Genomic DNA, 16,953 nt, shown 5'->3' with positions numbered 1-16,953 from the left:
CCCCTGGCCACCATCCTGAGCGCCGCCATGATGCTGCGCTTCAGCCTGAACCAAGAAGAAGCCGCCAGCCGTATCGAGCGCGCCGTGCAGAGCGTGCTGGAGCAAGGGTTGCGCACCCCCGACATCTTCAGCGAAGGCACGAAGAAGGTCGGCACGGCCCAGATGGGTGAGGCCGTGGTCGCGGCGCTCAAGGCGCAAGGTTGAGCCTCGCGCCGCTCGTCACAGATTCAGTAATAAGAGGATAGAAACATGGCTACGACTCTGGTTGGTTTGGTGGGCTGGCGCGGCATGGTCGGCTCCGTCCTGATGGACCGCATGCAGGCCGAAGGTGACTTCGATCACTTCGAGCCCCTGTTCTTCTCGACTTCGAACGCCGGCGGTGCTGCACCGTCGATGGCCAAGAACGAGAAGACGCTCAAGGACGCGTACGACATCAACGAACTCAAGCGCTGCGACATCATCGTCACCGCGCAAGGCGGCGACTACACCACAGAGGTGTTCGGCAAGCTGCGCGCCACGGGCTGGAATGGTCACTGGGTCGACGCCGCGTCCACGCTGCGCATGCAGGACGACGCCGTCATCGTGCTCGACCCGGTCAACATGCCTGTGATCCAGAACAGCCTGGCCAAGGGCGGCAAAAACTGGGTTGGCGGCAACTGCACCGTCAGCTGCATGCTGATCGGCGTGGGCGCCCTGTACAAGGCCGGCCTGGTGGAGTGGATGTCCACCCAGACCTACCAGGCTGCTTCGGGCGGTGGTGCCCAGCACATGCGTGAACTGCTGACCCAGTTCGGCACGCTGAACGCCGAGGTCAAGGCCTTGCTGGACGACCCCAAGAGCGCCATCCTGGAGATCGATCGCAAGATCATCACCAAGCAGCGCGCCCTGACCGCGGCCGAGACAGCCAACTTCGGCGCCCCCCTGGGCGGCTCGCTCATTCCCTGGATCGACAAGGACCTGGGCAATGGTCAGTCCAAGGAAGAGTGGAAGGGCATGGCCGAGACCAACAAGATCCTGGGCCAAGGCGAGGGCTTTGGTTCGCCCGCTGTGCCGGTGGATGGCTTCTGCGTGCGCATCGGCGCCATGCGCTGCCACAGCCAGGCCCTGACCTTCAAGCTCAAGAAGGACGTGCCGGTCGAGGAGATCGAGGCCATGATCGCCGCCGACAATCCTTGGGCCAAGGTCGTGCCCAACACCCGTGAGGCCACGATCAAGGACCTGACGCCCGTGGCCGTCACCGGCACCCTCAATATTCCTGTGGGCCGCATTCGCAAGCTGGCCATGGGTCCCGAGTATGTCGGCGCCTTCACCATCGGTGACCAGTTGCTGTGGGGCGCTGCCGAGCCGCTGCGCCGCATGCTGCGCATCCTGCTCGACCGCTGATCACTGTCGCATCGAGATCACACGGGGCCTGCGGGCCCCGTTTTTCATGGGCTTTCTCGGTTTTTGAAACGTTTGCTCACAAGGCGGGGCGAAAACCCTGTTGTGACCCGGCGACAATTTGGCCGATGAAATTTGCCCGGGTATCTGGGTAACCCTGTGACATACAGCGCGATCAGTATTTGCATGAGCTTGTCACGATATGTGCATGCTGCTATTGTGTTTTCGCTGCGTACAGTCCGCAGGTGTGATGTATCTTGGGACCTTGTTCAGGTCCGGATGCCTCCGAGGTCACCAGACCGCCGCGTGACGAGTTGGGAGACGCCTTGAAAGATCATTCGTTGTCCGTGGGGCGTTTCGCCCTGAATCGGGTTGCAGTTGCAGCCGCTGTGGCAGTTCTGTCTGCCTTGCCCATCTCTGCTTCGGCCCTTGGCCTCGGCAAGCTGAGCGTCAAATCGGCCTTGGGTGAACCACTGCGCGCCGAAATCGATATCAGCAGCATCAATCCGGAGGAGAGTTCGACCCTCCAGGTTCGCGTGGCGTCGCCCGAAACCTATCGCGCCGCAGGTGTTGATTACAACTCGGTGCTGTCGGGTGCGAACATCGTGCTGCAGCGTCGGGCCGACGGTCGGCCCTATCTGCGCATTTCCAGCGATCGCCCCGTTCAAGAGCCTTTTGTCGACGTGATCCTGGATCTCGGCTGGTCGGCCGGTCGCCTGGTGCGCGAGTACACGCTCCTGTTCGATCCCCCGTCCATGCGCGCGGTGGCCCAGCCTGCCGCACCGGTGGTGAGCGTGCCGCCCGCATCGACCGCTGTGGCGACCTCGCCCGCGCTCAAGCCCTCTCGTCCCGCCGCGGTGCCTCCGTCTGATGCACAGGCGCCAGCGGCCAAGTCGACGCCGGCTGCGCCGCGTCCTGCGCCAGTGGCCAAGTCGTCCACCGAGAAGGAGTCGGTGGCGGTGCGTCGGGGTGACACGCTCTCGAGCATTGCCAGCCGGAATCTGCCCACGGGGGTTTCCCTTGACCAGATGCTGGTGGGTTTGTACCGCCAGAACCCGGGCGCCTTCCAGGGTGACAACATGAACCGCCTGCGCTCCGGCGCGGTGCTGACCTTGCCCTCCGAGCAACAGTTGAAGGCGGTGTCGCCGAGCGAGGCCCGCCAGTTCATCGTGGCCCAGAGCGCAGATTTCGCCACCTATCGCCAGCGCCTGGCCGGTGCCGTGGGCGTCGAGGCCACGACGCAAACCCAGCGTCAGGCCAAGGGCAAGGTCGAGGCCGAGGTGCAAGACCGCAAGCAGGCTGCCGCCCCCACGCCCGACAAGCTGACCCTGAGCAAGGGTTCGGTGAGCTCCGCAGCTTCGGCGGCCGAAGACCGCTTGGCCAAGGCGCGCGCCACGCAGGACACCAGCACCCGTGTGGCCGAGTTGTCCAAGAACCTCGACGAGTTGCGCAAGCTCAAGGAGCAAGCTGCCACCGTCGCCGCGGCGAGCCAGCCGGCTGTCGCACCCGTTCTGCCGGCCGTCGCTTCGCAAGCCGCACAGGCCGCTTCGGTGGCGTCGGCCGCTGCCAGCGCGACCGAGTTGGCGGCCAGTGCCGCCGAACTCGTGGCCAGCGCCGCGTCCGAGGCAGCCTCGGTGGCCGAAACCGCGTCGGAAGTCATGGCACCAGTGGCTGTGGCTTCGAAGCCTGATGTGGCGCCGGTGCCGCCGGTCGTGGCCCAGGACGAGCCTGGCTTCCTGGCTTCGCTCAACCCGATGTGGTTGGCAGCGGGTGGGGCCGGTCTGGCCCTGTTGGCCGGTGCCGCGATGTTCCTGCGTTCGCGCCGTCGCGCGGACACGGGTGAGACCTCCTTCCTCGAAAGCCGTCTGCAGCCGGACTCCTTCTTTGGTGCCAGTGGTGGTCAGCGCGTGGACACCCGCGATGCCACGGCCGGTCCGTCGTCCATGAGCTACTCGCTCAGCCAGCTCGACGCCATCGGTGACGTCGATCCCGTGGCCGAGGCCGATGTGTACTTGGCCTACGGCCGTGACCTGCAGGCCGAGGAAATCCTCAAGGAAGCCCTGCGCAGCACGCCCGATCGCCTGGCGGTGCGCGTGAAGCTGCTGGAGGTGTATGCCAAACGCCGTGACACCAAGGGCTACGAGTCACTGGCCACGCAGTTGTTCGCTCTGACGAATGGCGCGGGTGAAGAGTGGCTCAAGACGCAGGAACTGGGTTTGAGCATCGACCCGGAGAATCCGCTGTATCAGCCCGGCGGCCAGCCTGGCAGCACCGCGGCCGAAGCCGCTGCGCCTGATTTCCTGGGCGCCAGCACAGTGCCGCACTCGATCGCCCCGGGCGTGGCGGACGCTGAGCCTGCTCCTGCCGATGCGTTAGTGGACCTGGATCTCGATGCCAACGGTCGCGATTCGCACCAGGATGGCGTGACGGACTCGGTCTCGCCTCAGGTTCACAACGGCGAGCATCTGGCCGATCTGGAATTGCCGGATCTGGACTCCTTGCCAAGTGGCGAGATCGCTCCGGCGGCCGCACCGGCCAACCAGGGTGACATCGACTTCGACCTGTCGATCGACGATCTGCCCCAGGTCCCCGCTGTTGCTGCTGCGCCTGCCGCGGCGCCGGTGAGCGAGCCGACCCCGTCGGGCAGCATGCCGTTCGATCTGGGTGACATCACCCTGGATCTGGATGCGCCGGCGCCGGCCAAGTCCAATGTGGTCACCGAGGAGGAGCTGGACCAGCTGCCTTTGGCCGACCTGCCGCTGAGCGCCGATCCGATGGCCCGCAAGTTCGACCTGGCGCAGGAGTTCCGTCAGATCGGTGACGTGGACGGTGCCCGCGAGTTGCTGCAGGAAGTCGTCGACAACGCGCAAGATGGCAGCCTGAAGAGCCGCGCGCAAGCCATGCTGGACAGTTTGGGTTGATGCGCAATGCCTGATGTGACCCCGGCGGGTGGTGCCCACGCACTGCCTGCCGTTGACAGCCCTGAGCTGACAGGGGCGACCCGCCGGGTCGCCCTTGGCGTTTCTTACCTCGGCTCCGCTTACAAGGGATGGCAAAGCCAGCCTGGCGGTGGCACGGTGCAGGATGTGCTAGAGGCGGCGCTCTCAAAGTTCGCCGTGCGCCCCATCAAGGTGATGTGCGCAGGCCGCACCGACGCGGGCGTGCATGGCATCAACCAGGTCGTGCACCTTGACACCGATTTGTCTCGCGAGCCTTTCTCGTGGGTGCGTGGCACCAACACCTTCTTGCCGCCGGATGTGTCGGTGCAGTGGGCGGTCGAGGTCACCCCGGAGTTCCACGCCCGCAACAGCGCCCGAGGGCGCCGGTACACCTACATCGTGCTGGAGGCGCCGGTGCGCCCGGCGCTCGAGTCAGGGCGGGTAGGCTGGGTGTTCCGTCCGCTGGACCTGCCGGCCATGCAGGCGGCGGCGGCCCACCTGGTCGGCGAGCACGATTTCAGCTCGTTTCGCTCGTCGATGTGTCAGTCGCCCACGCCCGTCAAGCACCTGCGCGACATCCAGATTCGCCGCTGTGCGGTGCCGGGGCGGACCACGGCGTACTGGCGCTTTGACTTCGAAGGGCAGGCCTTCCTGCACCACATGATCCGCAACATCATGGGCTGCCTGATCATGGTGGGCGCGGGCGTGCAGTCGCCGGACTGGGTTCGGGTGGTGCGAGAGGCGCGTGACCGCAAGGTGGCCGCCCCGACCTTCTCGGCCGACGGCCTGTATTTCATGGGCCCTCGCTACGATCCCGAGTGGAACTTGCCGGAACACGTGCCAGCCATGGACTGGTTGCCGGCCTGACAGCCCGGTTTTACGGACAAGGGCTGGGCGGCAGAACGCTTTTTTGCGACAATCCAGACTTCGAAGCCAGCGGGTCGTGACAGGCCCATGCTTTCTGGATGTCTCCTTCTCCTGCCCACCGCACGCGCATCAAGATCTGTGGCTTGACCCGTGAGGCCGACGTTGACGCCGCCGTGGAGGCCGGTGCCGATGCCATCGGCCTGGTGCTTTATGAGAAAAGCCCCCGCCATGTGGATGCCGTGCGCGCAGGGGTGCTGGCCCGTCGCCTGCCACCCTTTGTGACGCCGGTGGTCTTGCTGGTGAATGCGTCGCCTGCGCTGGTGCAAGCAGCCCTCGATGCCGTGCCCCATGCTTTGCTGCAGTTCCACGGTGATGAGACGCCCGCCCAGTGTGAAGCGGTGGGACGGCCCTATGTCCGCGCGGCGCGCATGGCGCCCGGATTCGATTTGTTAGACTTCACCCTGTCGTTCGCTTCCGCCCAGGCCATGTTGGTCGATGCCCATGTCGAGGGCTATGGTGGGGGCGGGCAGGTGTTTGATTGGTCCTTGCTGCCGCGTCAGCTCTCCCGGCCTATGATCCTTTCGGGTGGTTTGCACCCGGGCAATGTGGCGGATGGGGTGAGGGCGGTGCGGCCGTGGGCCGTGGATGTCAGCTCCGGTGTCGAGGTCGGCAAGGGCCTCAAGGATGCCGGGCTGATGCGCCAGTTCTGTCAGGCCGTGCGGGAGGCCGATCGGTCATGTGCCGAAGCCGCATGAGCGCGGAGAGGCCTGGGGCGACTCAGGTTTTCCGCATGGTGAGTTCTTTGAGAGTGACATGCTGAATTATCAACAGCCCGACGCCCACGGCCACTTCGGCCCCTATGGCGGCACCTTTGTGTCCGAGACACTGATCCACGCGCTCAACGAGCTCAAGGATGTGTACGAGCACTATCGCCATGACGAGGCCTTCAAGGCCGAGTTTCGCCGCGAGCTGGCCAATTTCGTGGGCCGTCCCAGCCCCATCTATCACGCCGATCGACTGAGCCGTGAACTGGGGGGGGCGCAGATCCACCTCAAGCGCGAAGACCTCAACCACACGGGCGCGCACAAGATCAACAACACCATCGGCCAGGCCTTGTTGGCCAAGCGCATGGGCAAGCCCCGCGTCATCGCCGAGACCGGTGCCGGTCAACACGGTGTGGCCACAGCCACCATCTGCGCCCGCTACGGCATGGAGTGCGTGGTCTACATGGGCGCGGAAGACGTCAAGCGTCAGTCTCCCAACGTCTACCGCATGCACCTGCTGGGTGCCAAGGTGGTGCCGGTCGAGTCCGGCAGCAAGACCCTGAAAGACGCGCTCAATGAAGCGATGCGCGACTGGGTCACCAACGTCGAGAACACCTTCTACATCATCGGCACGGTGGCGGGGCCGCACCCGTATCCGGCCATGGTGCGCGACTTCCAGTCCGTCATTGGCGAAGAGTGTCTGCAGCAGATGCCGCTGGCCATTGGTCGCCAGCCCGACGCCGTGGTCGCCTGTGTGGGCGGCGGCAGCAATGCCATGGGCATTTTCTACCCCTACATCCCGCATGAGCAGGTACGCTTGATCGGTGTGGAAGCGGCGGGGGAGGGCGCGGCCAGCGGCAAGCACTCCATGTCGCTGCAAATGGGCGTGCCCGGCGTGCTGCACGGCAACCGCACCTACCTGCTGCAAGACGAGAACGGCCAGATCACCGAGACGCACTCGATCTCGGCAGGCCTGGACTACCCCGGCGTCGGCCCCGAGCATGCCTACCTCAAGGACATCGGCCGGGCCGAGTATGTGGGCATCACCGACAAGGAGGCGCTCGAGGCCTTCCACCGTCTGTGCCGCACCGAAGGCATCATCCCCGCGCTGGAGTCCAGCCATGCCGTGGCCCACGCCATGAAGCTGGCTGCCACCATGCGCCCGGACCAGCACATTCTGGTCAACCTGTCGGGTCGTGGCGACAAGGACATCGGCACCGTGGCCGACCTGACTGGCGCCGAGTTCTATTGCCGGCCCTCGTGCCGCGGTCAGTCCGTCAAGGGAGGTCAGGCATGAGCACCATGACCCGTCTGGACCAGACCTTTGCCGATCTGAAGGCGCAAGGCCGCAAGGCCCTGATCCCCTTCATCACCTGTGGCGACCCCTACCCGGAGAAGAACGTCGAGCTGATGCTGGCGATGGCCGAGGCCGGCGCCGACGTGATCGAGCTGGGTGTGCCGTTCTCTGACCCGATGGCCGATGGCCCGGTGATCCAGCGTGCGGCTGAGCGCGCCCTGACCAAGGGCATCTCGCTGACCCATGTGCTGGCCGATGTGAAGGCTTTCCGCGCACGCAATGCCACCACGCCGGTGGTGTTGATGGGCTATGCCAATCCCATTGAAGCCTACGACCAGCACCATGGTGCCGGTGGCTTTGTGCGCGATGCCAAGGCCTCGGGGGTGGATGGCGTGCTGGTGGTGGACTACCCGCCCGAAGAGTGTGAAGCTTTCGCTGCCCAGATGAAGGCCGCCGACCTGGCCCCCATTTTCCTGCTGGCCCCGACCTCGACCGAGGAGCGCATGGCGGCCGTCGGTCGCATCGCGGCGGGCTATGTGTATTACGTGTCGCTCAAGGGCGTGACCGGTGCCGGACACCTGGACACGGCCGCCGTGGCCGACATGGTGCCCCGCATCAAGGCACACGTGAACGTGCCCGTGGGTGTGGGTTTTGGTATCCGTGACGCAGAGACCGCCAAGGCGGTGGCCGCTGTGTCTGACGCCGTGGTGATCGGCTCGCGCATCGTGCAGTTGCTGGAAGCGCAAACGCCCGACACCGTGGTGGCTGCCGGACGCGATTTCATTGCCGAGATCCGTGCGGCCCTCGATTCCCTGAAAGGAGCCTGAGCATGAGCTGGCTTGAAAAACTGTTGCCCCCCAAGATCAACCCGACCGACCCGTCCGAGCGACGCTCGGTGCCGGAAGGCTTGTGGATCAAGTGCCCGTCTTGCGAGACGGTGCTGTACAAGAACGACCTCGAAGCCAATGTGAACGTGTGCCCCAAGTGCGGCCACCACCACCGCATTGGTGCTCGCGCTCGCCTCGATGCCTTCCTGGATGCCGAAGGCCGCTACGAGCTGGGCCAGGAAGTGCTGCCGATCGACGCCTTGAAGTTCAAGGACAGCCGCAAGTACCCCGAGCGCCTGAAGCAGGGCATGGAAGCCACCGGCGAGACCGATGCGCTGATCGTGATGGGCGGCTCGGTGCACAGCGTGCCGCTGATCGCGGCCTGCTTCGAGTTCGACTTCATGGGCGGCTCGATGGGCTCCGTGGTGGGTGAGCGTTTCGTGCGGGGCGTGGAAGCGGCCGTGGACCAGAAGGTGCCCTTCGTGTCCTTCACGGCCACCGGTGGCGCCCGTATGCAGGAGGGCCTCTTGAGCCTGATGCAGATGGCCAAGACCAACGCTGCACTGACCCGTCTGGCCAAGGCCAAACTGCCCTACATCAGCGTGCTGACCGACCCGACCATGGGTGGTGTGTCGGCATCGTTCGCCTTTGTCGGCGACATCGTGATCGCCGAGCCCAAGGCCCTGATCGGCTTTGCCGGCCCGCGCGTGATCGAGAACACCGTGCGCGAGAAGCTGCCTGAAGGCTTCCAGCGCGCCGAGTTCCTGATGCAGAAGGGCGCCGTCGACATGATCGTGGACCGCCGTGAGTTGCGGGCGAACATTGCCCGTCAGCTGGCGATGCTCCAGCGTCTGCCGACCGATGCCGTGTCCGCATGACTTGCATGTGTTGATGTTTCCCAACCCGGACGTGCCCTGTGGGCGCCCGGGTCTGACAGGCGGGCTGCGGTGAAGGCAGCCCGTTTTGTTTCCGAATGAGCCCAATGAGCCGAGCGCCCCATGACCGCGAACCTGCCTGATGCCCCGTCCGCTCTCCGCACCCTGGATGACTGGTTGGCCCACTGTGAGCGCCTGCATCCCATCGGCATTGACCTGACGCTCGATCGCGTGGCCGAGGTCTGGCGCCGTGCGGGCGTGGTGCTGGGCACCCCCCTGGGGCAGGAGGACGACGAGCGCACCGCGCCAGTGGTGTTCACGGTCGCAGGCACCAATGGCAAGGGCTCGACCTGCGCCATGCTCGAAGGCATCCTGCTCAAGGCCGGGTTCCGGGTGGGGGTGTATGGTTCGCCCCATCTGGTGCATTTTGAAGAGCGTTGCCGCATCATGGGTGAACTGGTCACGGCCGATGCGCTGGTGCCCCATTTCGCCGCCATCGAGGCTGCCCGCGGGGACATCTCGCTGAGCTATTTCGAGTTCACCACTCTGGCCATCTTGCGCCTGTTGGCGTCGAGCGAACTGGATGCGGTGATCCTGGAGGTGGGGCTGGGCGGGCGCTTGGATGCGGTCAATGTCATCGACACCGACTGCGCCATCATCACCAGCATCGATCTGGATCACATGGACTACCTGGGGCCGGACCGCGAGGCCATCGGCCGCGAGAAGGCCGGCATCATGCGGGCCGGGCGTCCGGCGGTGGTGTCTGACCCCCAGCCGCCACAGAGCGTCATCGATCATGCCCAGCAACTGGGCGCCGACCTGTGGCTGTTTGGCCGTGACCACAACTATGCGGGTGACCGCCAGCAGTGGTCCTGGGGCGGGCGCGGCAAGCGCTTCAACAGCATGGCCTACCCGGCGCTGCGGGGGGCAAATCAGTTGCTCAACGCCTCGGGCGTGTTGGCGGCCCTGGAGGCAGTGCGCAACCGCTTGCCCGTGTCGGCGCAGGCCGTGCGCACGGGGCTGGCCACGGTGGAGTTGCCGGGACGCTTCCAGATCATTCCGGGCCAGCCAACCTTGATCCTGGACGTGGCGCACAACCCGCACGCGGCCGCGACCCTGGCGGCTAACCTCGACCAGATGGGCTTTTTCCCGCGCACCCATGTGGTGTGGGGGGCGATGGCCGACAAGGATCTGAGCGGCATGGTCACCCGTCTGCGCCCCTTGGTGGACGCCTGGTATTGCTGTGACCTGCCCACCGATCGGGGGGCGACGGCAGCCCAGCTGCAGCAGGTGATCGAGGCGGACATTGCGGCCCGTCCGCTGGCCACCGCCCCGAAGGCCACCGTGAGCACCCATGCCGATCCCATGGCGGCGCTGACCGCGGCCCTGGCGAGTGCAGACCCGACAGATAGAATTGTGGTTTTTGGCTCGTTCTACACCGTTGGTGGGGTGCTGCACGAAGGCTTGCCCAAGCTCAACGCGCCGCACCTGCAGGCCTGAGTCGAACGAGTCTGCGCGCCTTTTTTCCAGCCCGGTCCAACCATCAGCATGCCTTTGCCTTCCTTCCTTCAGCGCTTGCGTGGCAAGGCCGCCTCGGCTCAGTCAGAGGCGGAGCAACCCCCTTTGTCCGCGTCCGATGTCGAGGCCACGCGCGTGCGGGCTCGCCGCCGTCTGATCGGCATGGTGGTGCTGGTGGGCGTGGGGATCATCGGCTTTCCCTGGTTGTTCGAGACGCAACCCCGGCCGATGTCGCCTGACATTCAGATGGTGCGAACCGGTGATGCGCCCGAGGGGCACGTTGACAGTGGCGCCACCGGCAAGGTGGCCAGGATCGAGGTGCCGGTCGAGACGCCTGTGGCGGACCAGACCGCGCCAGACGAGGCGGTGGAGGAGATCGTCAGCACGGTCCCGCCCGTGCGGGCTACCCCCATCGCGCCTCAGCCGGACAAGCCGGCGCCCAAGCCAGAAGTAAAGCCAGAAGTAAAGCCTGAACCCAAGCCTGTGGCCAAGGTGGAGCCCAAGGTCGAACCCAAAGCCAAGCCGGAGCCGAAACCGGCTCCCAAGCCAGAACCTAAGCCCGAACCCAAGGTGGAAGCCAAGCCGGCCAAGGCGGCGGATGCCGACGGCACCCGTTTTGTGGTGCAGGTGGGCGCGTATTCGGACGGAATCACGGCTTACGAGGCCCGCATGAAGGTCGAGCGCCTGGGCCTCAAGACCTACACGCAGGAAGTCAAGACGCCGCAGGGCACACGCATCCGGGTGCGCCTCGGTCCCTACGGTGACCGTGCCGAGGCCGAGAAGGTGTTGGCCAAGGTGCGCAAGACCGGCCTGGGCGGCGCGGTGCTGACGCTGTGAATCCCATGACATCGGGCTCCGAATGGACAGCGTGCACACGGTGACGTCAGGCGAGTGGTCCTTGATCGACCTCATCTTGTTGATCGGTCTGGGCCTGTCCACCCTGGTGGGGATCTGGCGCGGCCTGATCAAGGAAGTGATGGCGCTGTTGGGGTGGGCGGTGGCCTACTTCATGGCGCAGTGGTTCGGGCCGCAGGCCGGTGCCTGGGTGCCCGTGGGGGCGACCGGTTCGCAGGTGAATGCGGCGGCCGGCATGGTGGTGGTGTTTGTGGCCACCTGGCTGGGCTGGGCCGTGCTGACCTGGGCGGTGACCCAGGTGATCAAGGAATCCGGCCTGGGTGGGGCGGATCGGTTTTTCGGGGGCATGTTTGGCCTGATGCGTGGGGTGCTGGTAGCCCTGGTGATCGTGACGATCGTGCGCGCGACCCCTCTGGCGCAGTGGGAGCCCTGGCTGGCGTCCACTGGGGTTCAGTGGCTGGGTGTTTTGTTCGAGGGGCTTCGCCCCGTCTTGCCCGAGCAGGTGATCGAGTTCCTGCCCGCGCAATCTTGATACGACTTGAATTTTGTTTTTTCGGAAGAGGTGAACCATGTGCGGCATCGTTGGTGTGATTTCCAAGGCGCCCGTCAACCAGTTGATCTATGACGCGCTGTTGCTGCTGCAGCACCGCGGTCAGGATGCGGCAGGGATTGTGACGGCCGGACCGGATGCGCACGGTCGCAAGTTCTTCATGCACAAGGCCCGTGGCATGGTCAAGGATGTGTTCCGCACCCGCAACATGCGTGCGCTGCCGGGCACCGTGGGCCTGGGCCAGGTGCGCTACCCGACCGCCGGCAACGCCTTCAACGAGGAAGAGGCTCAGCCCTTCTACGTGAACGCGCCGTTCGGCCTGGTGCTGGTGCACAACGGCAACCTGACCAACGCCCATGCCCTGCGCGATGAGCTGTTCGACATCGACCGCCGCCACCTCAACACCGACAGCGACACCGAGGTGCTGCTCAACGTGTTTGCGCACGAGCTGGAACTCGCCGGCCGCGAACTGCCCCTGACCCCGGCCGCCGTCTTCCAGGCCGTGCGTGCCGTGCACAAGCGCATCAAGGGCTCGTACGCCGTGATCTGCCTGATCGCCGGCTACGGCCTGGTCGCCTTCCGCGATCCGTATGGCATCCGCCCGATGTGCTACGGCGAGGCCGATCTGCCCGAGGGCCGCGAAGTGATGGTGGCCAGCGAATCCGTGGCCCTGGAAGGCACCAGCCACCGCTTTGTGCGCGATGTGCAGCCGGGCGAGGCCCTGTTCATTGACCTTGAAGGTGTGGTGCACGCCGAGCAGTGCGCCGAGCGCACCACGCTCAACCCCTGCATGTTCGAGTACGTCTACCTGGCCCGCCCTGACTCTGTCATCGACGGCGTGTCGGTCTACCAGGCTCGTCTGGAAATGGGGGAGACCCTGGCTCAGCGCGTCATCTCCACGATGCCGCCCAACGAGATCGACGTGGTCATCCCCATCCCCGAATCGAGCCGTCCGTCGGCCATGCAACTGGCGCAGAAGCTGGGCAAGCCCTACCGCGAAGGCTTCGTCAAGAACCGCTACGTCGGCCGCACCTTCATCATGCCGGGCCAAGGCGTGCGCAAGAAGTCCGTGCGCCAGAAGCTCAACGCCATCGGCATGGAGTTCAAGGGCCGCAATGTGCTGCTGGTGGACGATTCCATCGTGCGTGGCACCACCTCCAAGGAAATCGTGCAGATGGCCCGCGAGGCTGGCGCCAACAAGGTCTACCTGGCCTCGGCCGCGCCTCCGGTGCGTTTCCCCAATGTGTACGGCATCGACATGCCCACGTCGGCCGAGCTGGTGGCCCATGGCCGCACGACGGAAGAGATCCGCCAGATCATTGGCTGCGATGCCCTGATCTACCAGGATGTCGACGCGATGAAGAAGGTGGTCGGCCAGCTCAATCCGGCGATCAAGGGCTTTGAAGCGTCGTGTTTCGACGGGGTGTATGTCACTGGCGACGTGAGCATCGAAGACTTCGCGGCCATCCGCTCGCAGCGCATGGCGCAAAAGGGTGAGGACGATGCGGGCAACTCGCGTCTGGCCCTGCAGAGCCAGCAGGAAGAGTGACGTGAGTGGAGTGCGTCGATGAGCTCACCTGATACCCCCAAGAAACTGCCCCGCAAGGACCTGCCCGCCGATGCCCACATCGAGACGCTGGCGGTGCGTGAGGGGCTGCCTGCCACGCAATGGGGTGAGAACTCCGAAGCGCTGTTCCTGACCAGCAGCTTCAACCACCCCGATGCAGCCACGGCGGCGGCGCGCTTTGCCAACGAAGAAGAAGCCTTCGTTTACTCGCGCTTCACCAACCCGACCACGATGATGTTCGAGCGTCGCCTGGCGGCGCTGGAAGGCACGGAAGCGGCCATTGCCACGGCCAGTGGCATGAGCGCCATCTTGTTGCTGCTGATGGGCCTGCTGAAGTCAGGCGACCATGTGGTGTGCTCGCAAAGCGTGTTCGGCTCCACCATCTCGCTGCTGCAGAACCAGTTTGGCAAGTTCGGGGTGCAGGTCACATTCGTGTCGCAGACCGATGTGCAGCAGTGGCGCGATGCCATGCAGCCCAACACCAAGCTGCTGTTTGCTGAGACCCCGAGCAACCCGCTCACCGAGGTGTGCGACATCCGTGCGCTGGCCGACATTGCCCATGCGGCAGGCGCCTTGCTGGCCGTGGACAACTGCTTTTGCACGCCCGCCTTGCAGCAGCCCGTCAAGCTGGGTGCCGACCTGATCGTGCACTCGGGGACCAAGTACCTGGACGGGCAGGGCCGCGTGCTGGCCGGCGCCGTCTGTGGTCCGGACGCCATCATCAATGGCCCGTTGATGAACACGCTGCGCGGTGCCGGCATGTCGCTGTCGCCGTTCAACGCTTGGGTGGTGCTCAAGGGCCTCGAAACCCTGGCCATCCGCATGGCAGCACAAAGTGCCAACGCGCTGAAGCTGGCCCAGTGGCTGGAGCTGCAGCCGGCCGTGGACAAGGTGTACTACCCGGGTCTGCCCAGCCATCCGCAGCACGCGCTCGCGATGGCACAGCAAAACGGCAGCGGCGGGGCGGTGGTGTCCTTCACCACCAAGCCTGCGGCCGGGCCTGTCACCGTCACCGGTCCCGCGGGTCTGGACGAAGCCTCGCTGCGCCTGCGTCAGTCTGCGTTCCACGCGATCGACCAAACCCGCCTGTGTTCGATCACCTCGAACCTGGGCGACACCAAGACCCTCATCACCCACCCCGCCAGCACCTCGCACGGCCGCCTGAGCGAAGCCCAGCGTCTGGCTGCCGGCATCACGCAAGGCATGATCCGCGTGGCCGTGGGCCTTGAACACATTGACGACCTGAAGGCCGACCTGGCCCGTGGTCTGGACACCCTGAACGTATGAGCCAAGTTCGCACCCGCTTCGCCCCGTCTCCCACGGGCTTCATCCACCTGGGCAACATCCGCTCGGCCCTGTACCCCTGGGCCTTTGCGCGCGCCAACAACGGTGTGTTCATCCTGCGCATCGAAGACACTGACGTCGAGCGTTCGTCGCAGGAAGCCGTGGACGTCATCCTCGAAGGCATGCAGTGGCTGGGCCTGAACCACGACGAGGGCCCGTACTACCAGATGCAGCGCATGGACCGCTACAAAGAGGTCCTGCAGCAGATGCTGGATCAGGGCCTGGTCTATCCCTGCTACATGAGCACCGCTGAGCTCGACGCCCTGCGTGAGCGCCAGATGGCCAACAAGGAAAAGCCGCGTTACGACGGCACCTGGCGGCCTGAGCCCGGCAAGACCTTGCCGCCCGTGCCCGAAGGCGTCAAGCCCGTGCTGCGCTTCAAGAACCCGCAGGGCGGCTCGGTCGTGTGGGACGACAAGGTCAAGGGCCGCATCGAGATCAGCAACGACGAGTTGGATGACCTCGTGATTGCCCGCCCGGACGGCACGCCCACCTACAACTTCTGCGTGGTGGTGGACGACATGGACATGGGCATCACCCACGTCATCCGTGGCGACGACCACGTCAACAACACCCCGCGCCAGATCAACATCCTGCGCGCCCTGGGTCAGGAACCCCCGGTGTACGCCCACTTGCCCACCGTGCTCAACGAGCAGGGGGAGAAGATGAGCAAGCGCCATGGCGCCAAGGCCGTCACACAGTACCGCGACGAAGGCTACCTGTCGGATGCCATCGTGAACTACCTGGCTCGCCTGGGCTGGAGCCACGGCGACGACGAGATCTTCTCGCGTCAGCAACTGGTCGAGTGGTTCAACCTGGACCACCTGGGCAAGAGCGCCGGCCAGTTCGACGAAGCCAAGCTGCGCTGGGTCGCCCAGCAGCACATGAAGACGGCCGACGACGCGATGCTGGCCGGTCTGGTGCGCGAGCAGTTCGCCCGTCATGACGTGACGCTGCCCGCAGCGTTGCAAACAGGCGACAAGCTGACCGCCCTGTGCGCGCTGTTCAAGGACCGTTGCGCCACCACGGTGGAGCTGATGGAGTGGCTGACGATGTATGTGCAGCACCTTCACGCCCCGGCAGAAGAGCTGGCAGCCCAGCTGACCGAGGTGACCCGCCCGGCCGTGCAGGCGCTGGCCAAGCGTCTGGAGAGCGTGGCCTGGGAGAAGGACGCGATCAGCCAGGCCATCAAGGACACCTTGAAGGAAGCCGGCCTGAAGATGCCGCAACTGGCCATTCCCGTGCGCCTGCTGGTGTGCGGCCGTTCGCAAACCCCGTCGGTGGACGCCGTGCTGGCCCTGTTCGAGCGCGAGGATGTGCTGGCGCGCCTGGCCCGCGCCTGAGCCTGCGGGCTGCGCATGCTGCGCCCAGGACAGGTCGCAGCATGACGCCGTCGCGCGACATCGACAGCGTGGAAGTTTTTTGCCAGAGCTTGATGTCGGAAAATTTTTCGGTATATACTCTCAGTCTCGCTTGAACGACGCTTTGTTTGAAACAACAAAGCAGCCGGGCAGCTCGAAAGGGTGCAAATCCTGACGGGGGTATAGCTCAGCTGGGAGAGCGCTTGCATGGCATGCAAGAGGTCAGCGGTTCGATCCCGCTTACCTCCACCATCACAGGTGGTCAGGTTGCTGAAGTTGCCAGGTAAAGCGTCGATCAGGTTGCATGAAGGATTCAGTCCCCTTCGTCTAGAGGCCTAGGACACCACCCTTTCACGGTGACTACAGGGGTTCGAATCCCCTAGGGGACGCCAAGTTTTGACGGCACTTGGCTTGCGCAAGCAAGCACAGACGTCAGCCACTGCGGAGTGGTAGTTCAGTTGGTTAGAATACCGGCCTGTCACGCCGGGGGTCGCGGGTTCGAGTCCCGTCCACTCCGCCAAAGTTTGGAAAGCGTTGCTGGTGACACAGCAACGTGAAGTTGATGGATCAGTCTCGGTGCCAGTCTGGCGCCCTGAATGCGAAAGCATGAGGGGGTATAGCTCAGCTGGGAGAGCGCTTGCATGGCATGCAAGAGGTCAGCGGTTCGATCCCGCTTACCTCCACCAAAGATGCCGACAGGTTGGTGCCTGTCGTGATGGTGGCGACAGGCGGCGACGGGTTGAATCATCAGCAGACAATTTGTTTTGACGGAGTCCCCTTCGTCTAGAGGCCTAGGACACCACCCTTTC

14 protein-coding genes and 4 tRNA genes are annotated in these 16,953 nt (G+C 65.0%); all 18 read left to right on the top strand.

Annotated elements, in window-relative coordinates:
- On the top strand, window positions 1-204 hold a 204-nt coding region (locus RBT42_RS15635; RefSeq protein ID WP_320366789.1), incomplete at its 5' end, for an isocitrate/isopropylmalate family dehydrogenase.
- A gap of 45 nt (window positions 205-249) precedes the next feature.
- Window positions 250-1,383, top strand: a complete 1,134-nt coding sequence (asd, locus tag RBT42_RS15630; protein ID WP_320366787.1) for an aspartate-semialdehyde dehydrogenase — start codon at window positions 250-252, stop codon at window positions 1,381-1,383.
- 386 nt (window positions 1,384-1,769) lie between these two features.
- A complete protein-coding gene (locus tag RBT42_RS15625; RefSeq protein ID WP_320366785.1) occupies window positions 1,770-4,301 on the top strand; it encodes a FimV/HubP family polar landmark protein in 2,532 nt (843 codons plus the stop codon).
- Between the two features lie 6 nt (window positions 4,302-4,307).
- Window positions 4,308-5,186: a tRNA pseudouridine(38-40) synthase TruA gene (gene truA, locus RBT42_RS15620; RefSeq protein ID WP_320366783.1), complete on the top strand. Its 879-nt coding sequence runs from the start codon at window positions 4,308-4,310 to the stop codon at window positions 5,184-5,186.
- A 98-nt stretch (window positions 5,187-5,284) separates the two neighbouring features.
- Window positions 5,285-5,941 (top strand): phosphoribosylanthranilate isomerase, encoded by a 657-nt coding sequence (locus tag RBT42_RS15615; protein ID WP_320366781.1) that lies wholly within the window; start codon window positions 5,285-5,287, stop codon window positions 5,939-5,941.
- Window positions 5,942-5,999: 58 nt separating this feature from the next.
- A complete protein-coding gene (gene trpB, locus RBT42_RS15610) occupies window positions 6,000-7,247 on the top strand; it encodes a tryptophan synthase subunit beta (protein ID WP_320366779.1) in 1,248 nt (415 codons plus the stop codon).
- Window positions 7,248-7,252: 5 nt separating this feature from the next.
- A complete protein-coding gene (gene trpA, locus RBT42_RS15605; protein WP_320366791.1) occupies window positions 7,253-8,074 on the top strand; it encodes a tryptophan synthase subunit alpha in 822 nt (273 codons plus the stop codon).
- A 2-nt stretch (window positions 8,075-8,076) separates the two neighbouring features.
- Entirely contained in the window at window positions 8,077-8,952 is an 876-nt protein-coding gene (gene accD / locus RBT42_RS15600) for an acetyl-CoA carboxylase, carboxyltransferase subunit beta (RefSeq protein ID WP_320366777.1), read from the top strand.
- 120 nt (window positions 8,953-9,072) lie between these two features.
- Window positions 9,073-10,449, top strand: a complete 1,377-nt coding sequence (folC, locus tag RBT42_RS15595) for a bifunctional tetrahydrofolate synthase/dihydrofolate synthase (RefSeq protein WP_320366775.1) — start codon at window positions 9,073-9,075, stop codon at window positions 10,447-10,449.
- Window positions 10,450-10,497: 48 nt separating this feature from the next.
- Window positions 10,498-11,304, top strand: a complete 807-nt coding sequence (locus RBT42_RS15590) for an SPOR domain-containing protein (RefSeq protein ID WP_320366773.1) — start codon at window positions 10,498-10,500, stop codon at window positions 11,302-11,304.
- Between the two features lie 61 nt (window positions 11,305-11,365).
- Window positions 11,366-11,854 carry a CvpA family protein gene (locus RBT42_RS15585; protein WP_320366771.1) on the top strand — a complete coding sequence of 163 codons (489 nt, stop codon included), beginning with the start codon at window positions 11,366-11,368 and terminating at the stop codon, window positions 11,852-11,854.
- A gap of 37 nt (window positions 11,855-11,891) precedes the next feature.
- The gene (gene purF / locus RBT42_RS15580) at window positions 11,892-13,421 is read left to right on the top strand and encodes an amidophosphoribosyltransferase (protein WP_320366769.1); all 1,530 of its coding nucleotides are present in this window, start codon (window positions 11,892-11,894) and stop codon (window positions 13,419-13,421) included.
- Window positions 13,422-13,439: 18 nt separating this feature from the next.
- Window positions 13,440-14,726, top strand: a complete 1,287-nt coding sequence (locus RBT42_RS15575) for an O-succinylhomoserine sulfhydrylase (protein ID WP_320366767.1) — start codon at window positions 13,440-13,442, stop codon at window positions 14,724-14,726.
- On the top strand, window positions 14,723-16,126 hold the full coding sequence (gltX, locus tag RBT42_RS15570; protein ID WP_320366765.1) for a glutamate--tRNA ligase: 1,404 nt from the start codon (window positions 14,723-14,725) through the stop codon (window positions 16,124-16,126). The genes RBT42_RS15575 and gltX overlap by 4 nt, the downstream gene beginning before the upstream one ends.
- Window positions 16,127-16,320: 194 nt before the next feature.
- Window positions 16,321-16,396: transfer RNA gene (locus RBT42_RS15565), tRNA-Ala, on the top strand.
- Window positions 16,397-16,460: 64 nt separating this feature from the next.
- Window positions 16,461-16,536: transfer RNA gene (locus RBT42_RS15560), tRNA-Glu, on the top strand.
- 51 nt (window positions 16,537-16,587) lie between these two features.
- Window positions 16,588-16,664, top strand: a tRNA-Asp gene (locus tag RBT42_RS15555).
- Window positions 16,665-16,754: 90 nt separating this feature from the next.
- Window positions 16,755-16,830 (top strand) — tRNA-Ala (locus RBT42_RS15550).
- The last annotated feature ends 123 nt before the right edge of the window (window positions 16,831-16,953 follow it).

The organism is Aquabacterium sp. (assembly GCF_034003525.1).
Taxonomy (GTDB): Bacteria; Pseudomonadota; Gammaproteobacteria; order Burkholderiales; family Burkholderiaceae_C; genus Aquabacterium.
This window is presented reverse-complemented; position numbering and strand designations above follow the sequence as displayed.

Coding starts and splice junctions, on each gene's coding strand:
- asd (WP_320366787.1), top strand. CDS start 250: ATGGCTACGACTCTGGTTGGTTTGGTGGGCTGGCGCGGCATGGTCGGC.
- truA (WP_320366783.1), top strand. CDS start 4,308: ATGCCTGATGTGACCCCGGCGGGTGGTGCCCACGCACTGCCTGCCGTT.
- RBT42_RS15615 (WP_320366781.1), top strand. CDS start 5,285: ATGTCTCCTTCTCCTGCCCACCGCACGCGCATCAAGATCTGTGGCTTG.
- trpB (WP_320366779.1), top strand. CDS start 6,000: ATGCTGAATTATCAACAGCCCGACGCCCACGGCCACTTCGGCCCCTAT.
- trpA (WP_320366791.1), top strand. CDS start 7,253: ATGACCCGTCTGGACCAGACCTTTGCCGATCTGAAGGCGCAAGGCCGC.
- accD (WP_320366777.1), top strand. CDS start 8,077: ATGAGCTGGCTTGAAAAACTGTTGCCCCCCAAGATCAACCCGACCGAC.
- folC (WP_320366775.1), top strand. CDS start 9,073: ATGACCGCGAACCTGCCTGATGCCCCGTCCGCTCTCCGCACCCTGGAT.
- RBT42_RS15590 (WP_320366773.1), top strand. CDS start 10,498: ATGCCTTTGCCTTCCTTCCTTCAGCGCTTGCGTGGCAAGGCCGCCTCG.
- purF (WP_320366769.1), top strand. CDS start 11,892: ATGTGCGGCATCGTTGGTGTGATTTCCAAGGCGCCCGTCAACCAGTTG.
- RBT42_RS15575 (WP_320366767.1), top strand. CDS start 13,440: ATGAGCTCACCTGATACCCCCAAGAAACTGCCCCGCAAGGACCTGCCC.
- gltX (WP_320366765.1), top strand. CDS start 14,723: ATGAGCCAAGTTCGCACCCGCTTCGCCCCGTCTCCCACGGGCTTCATC.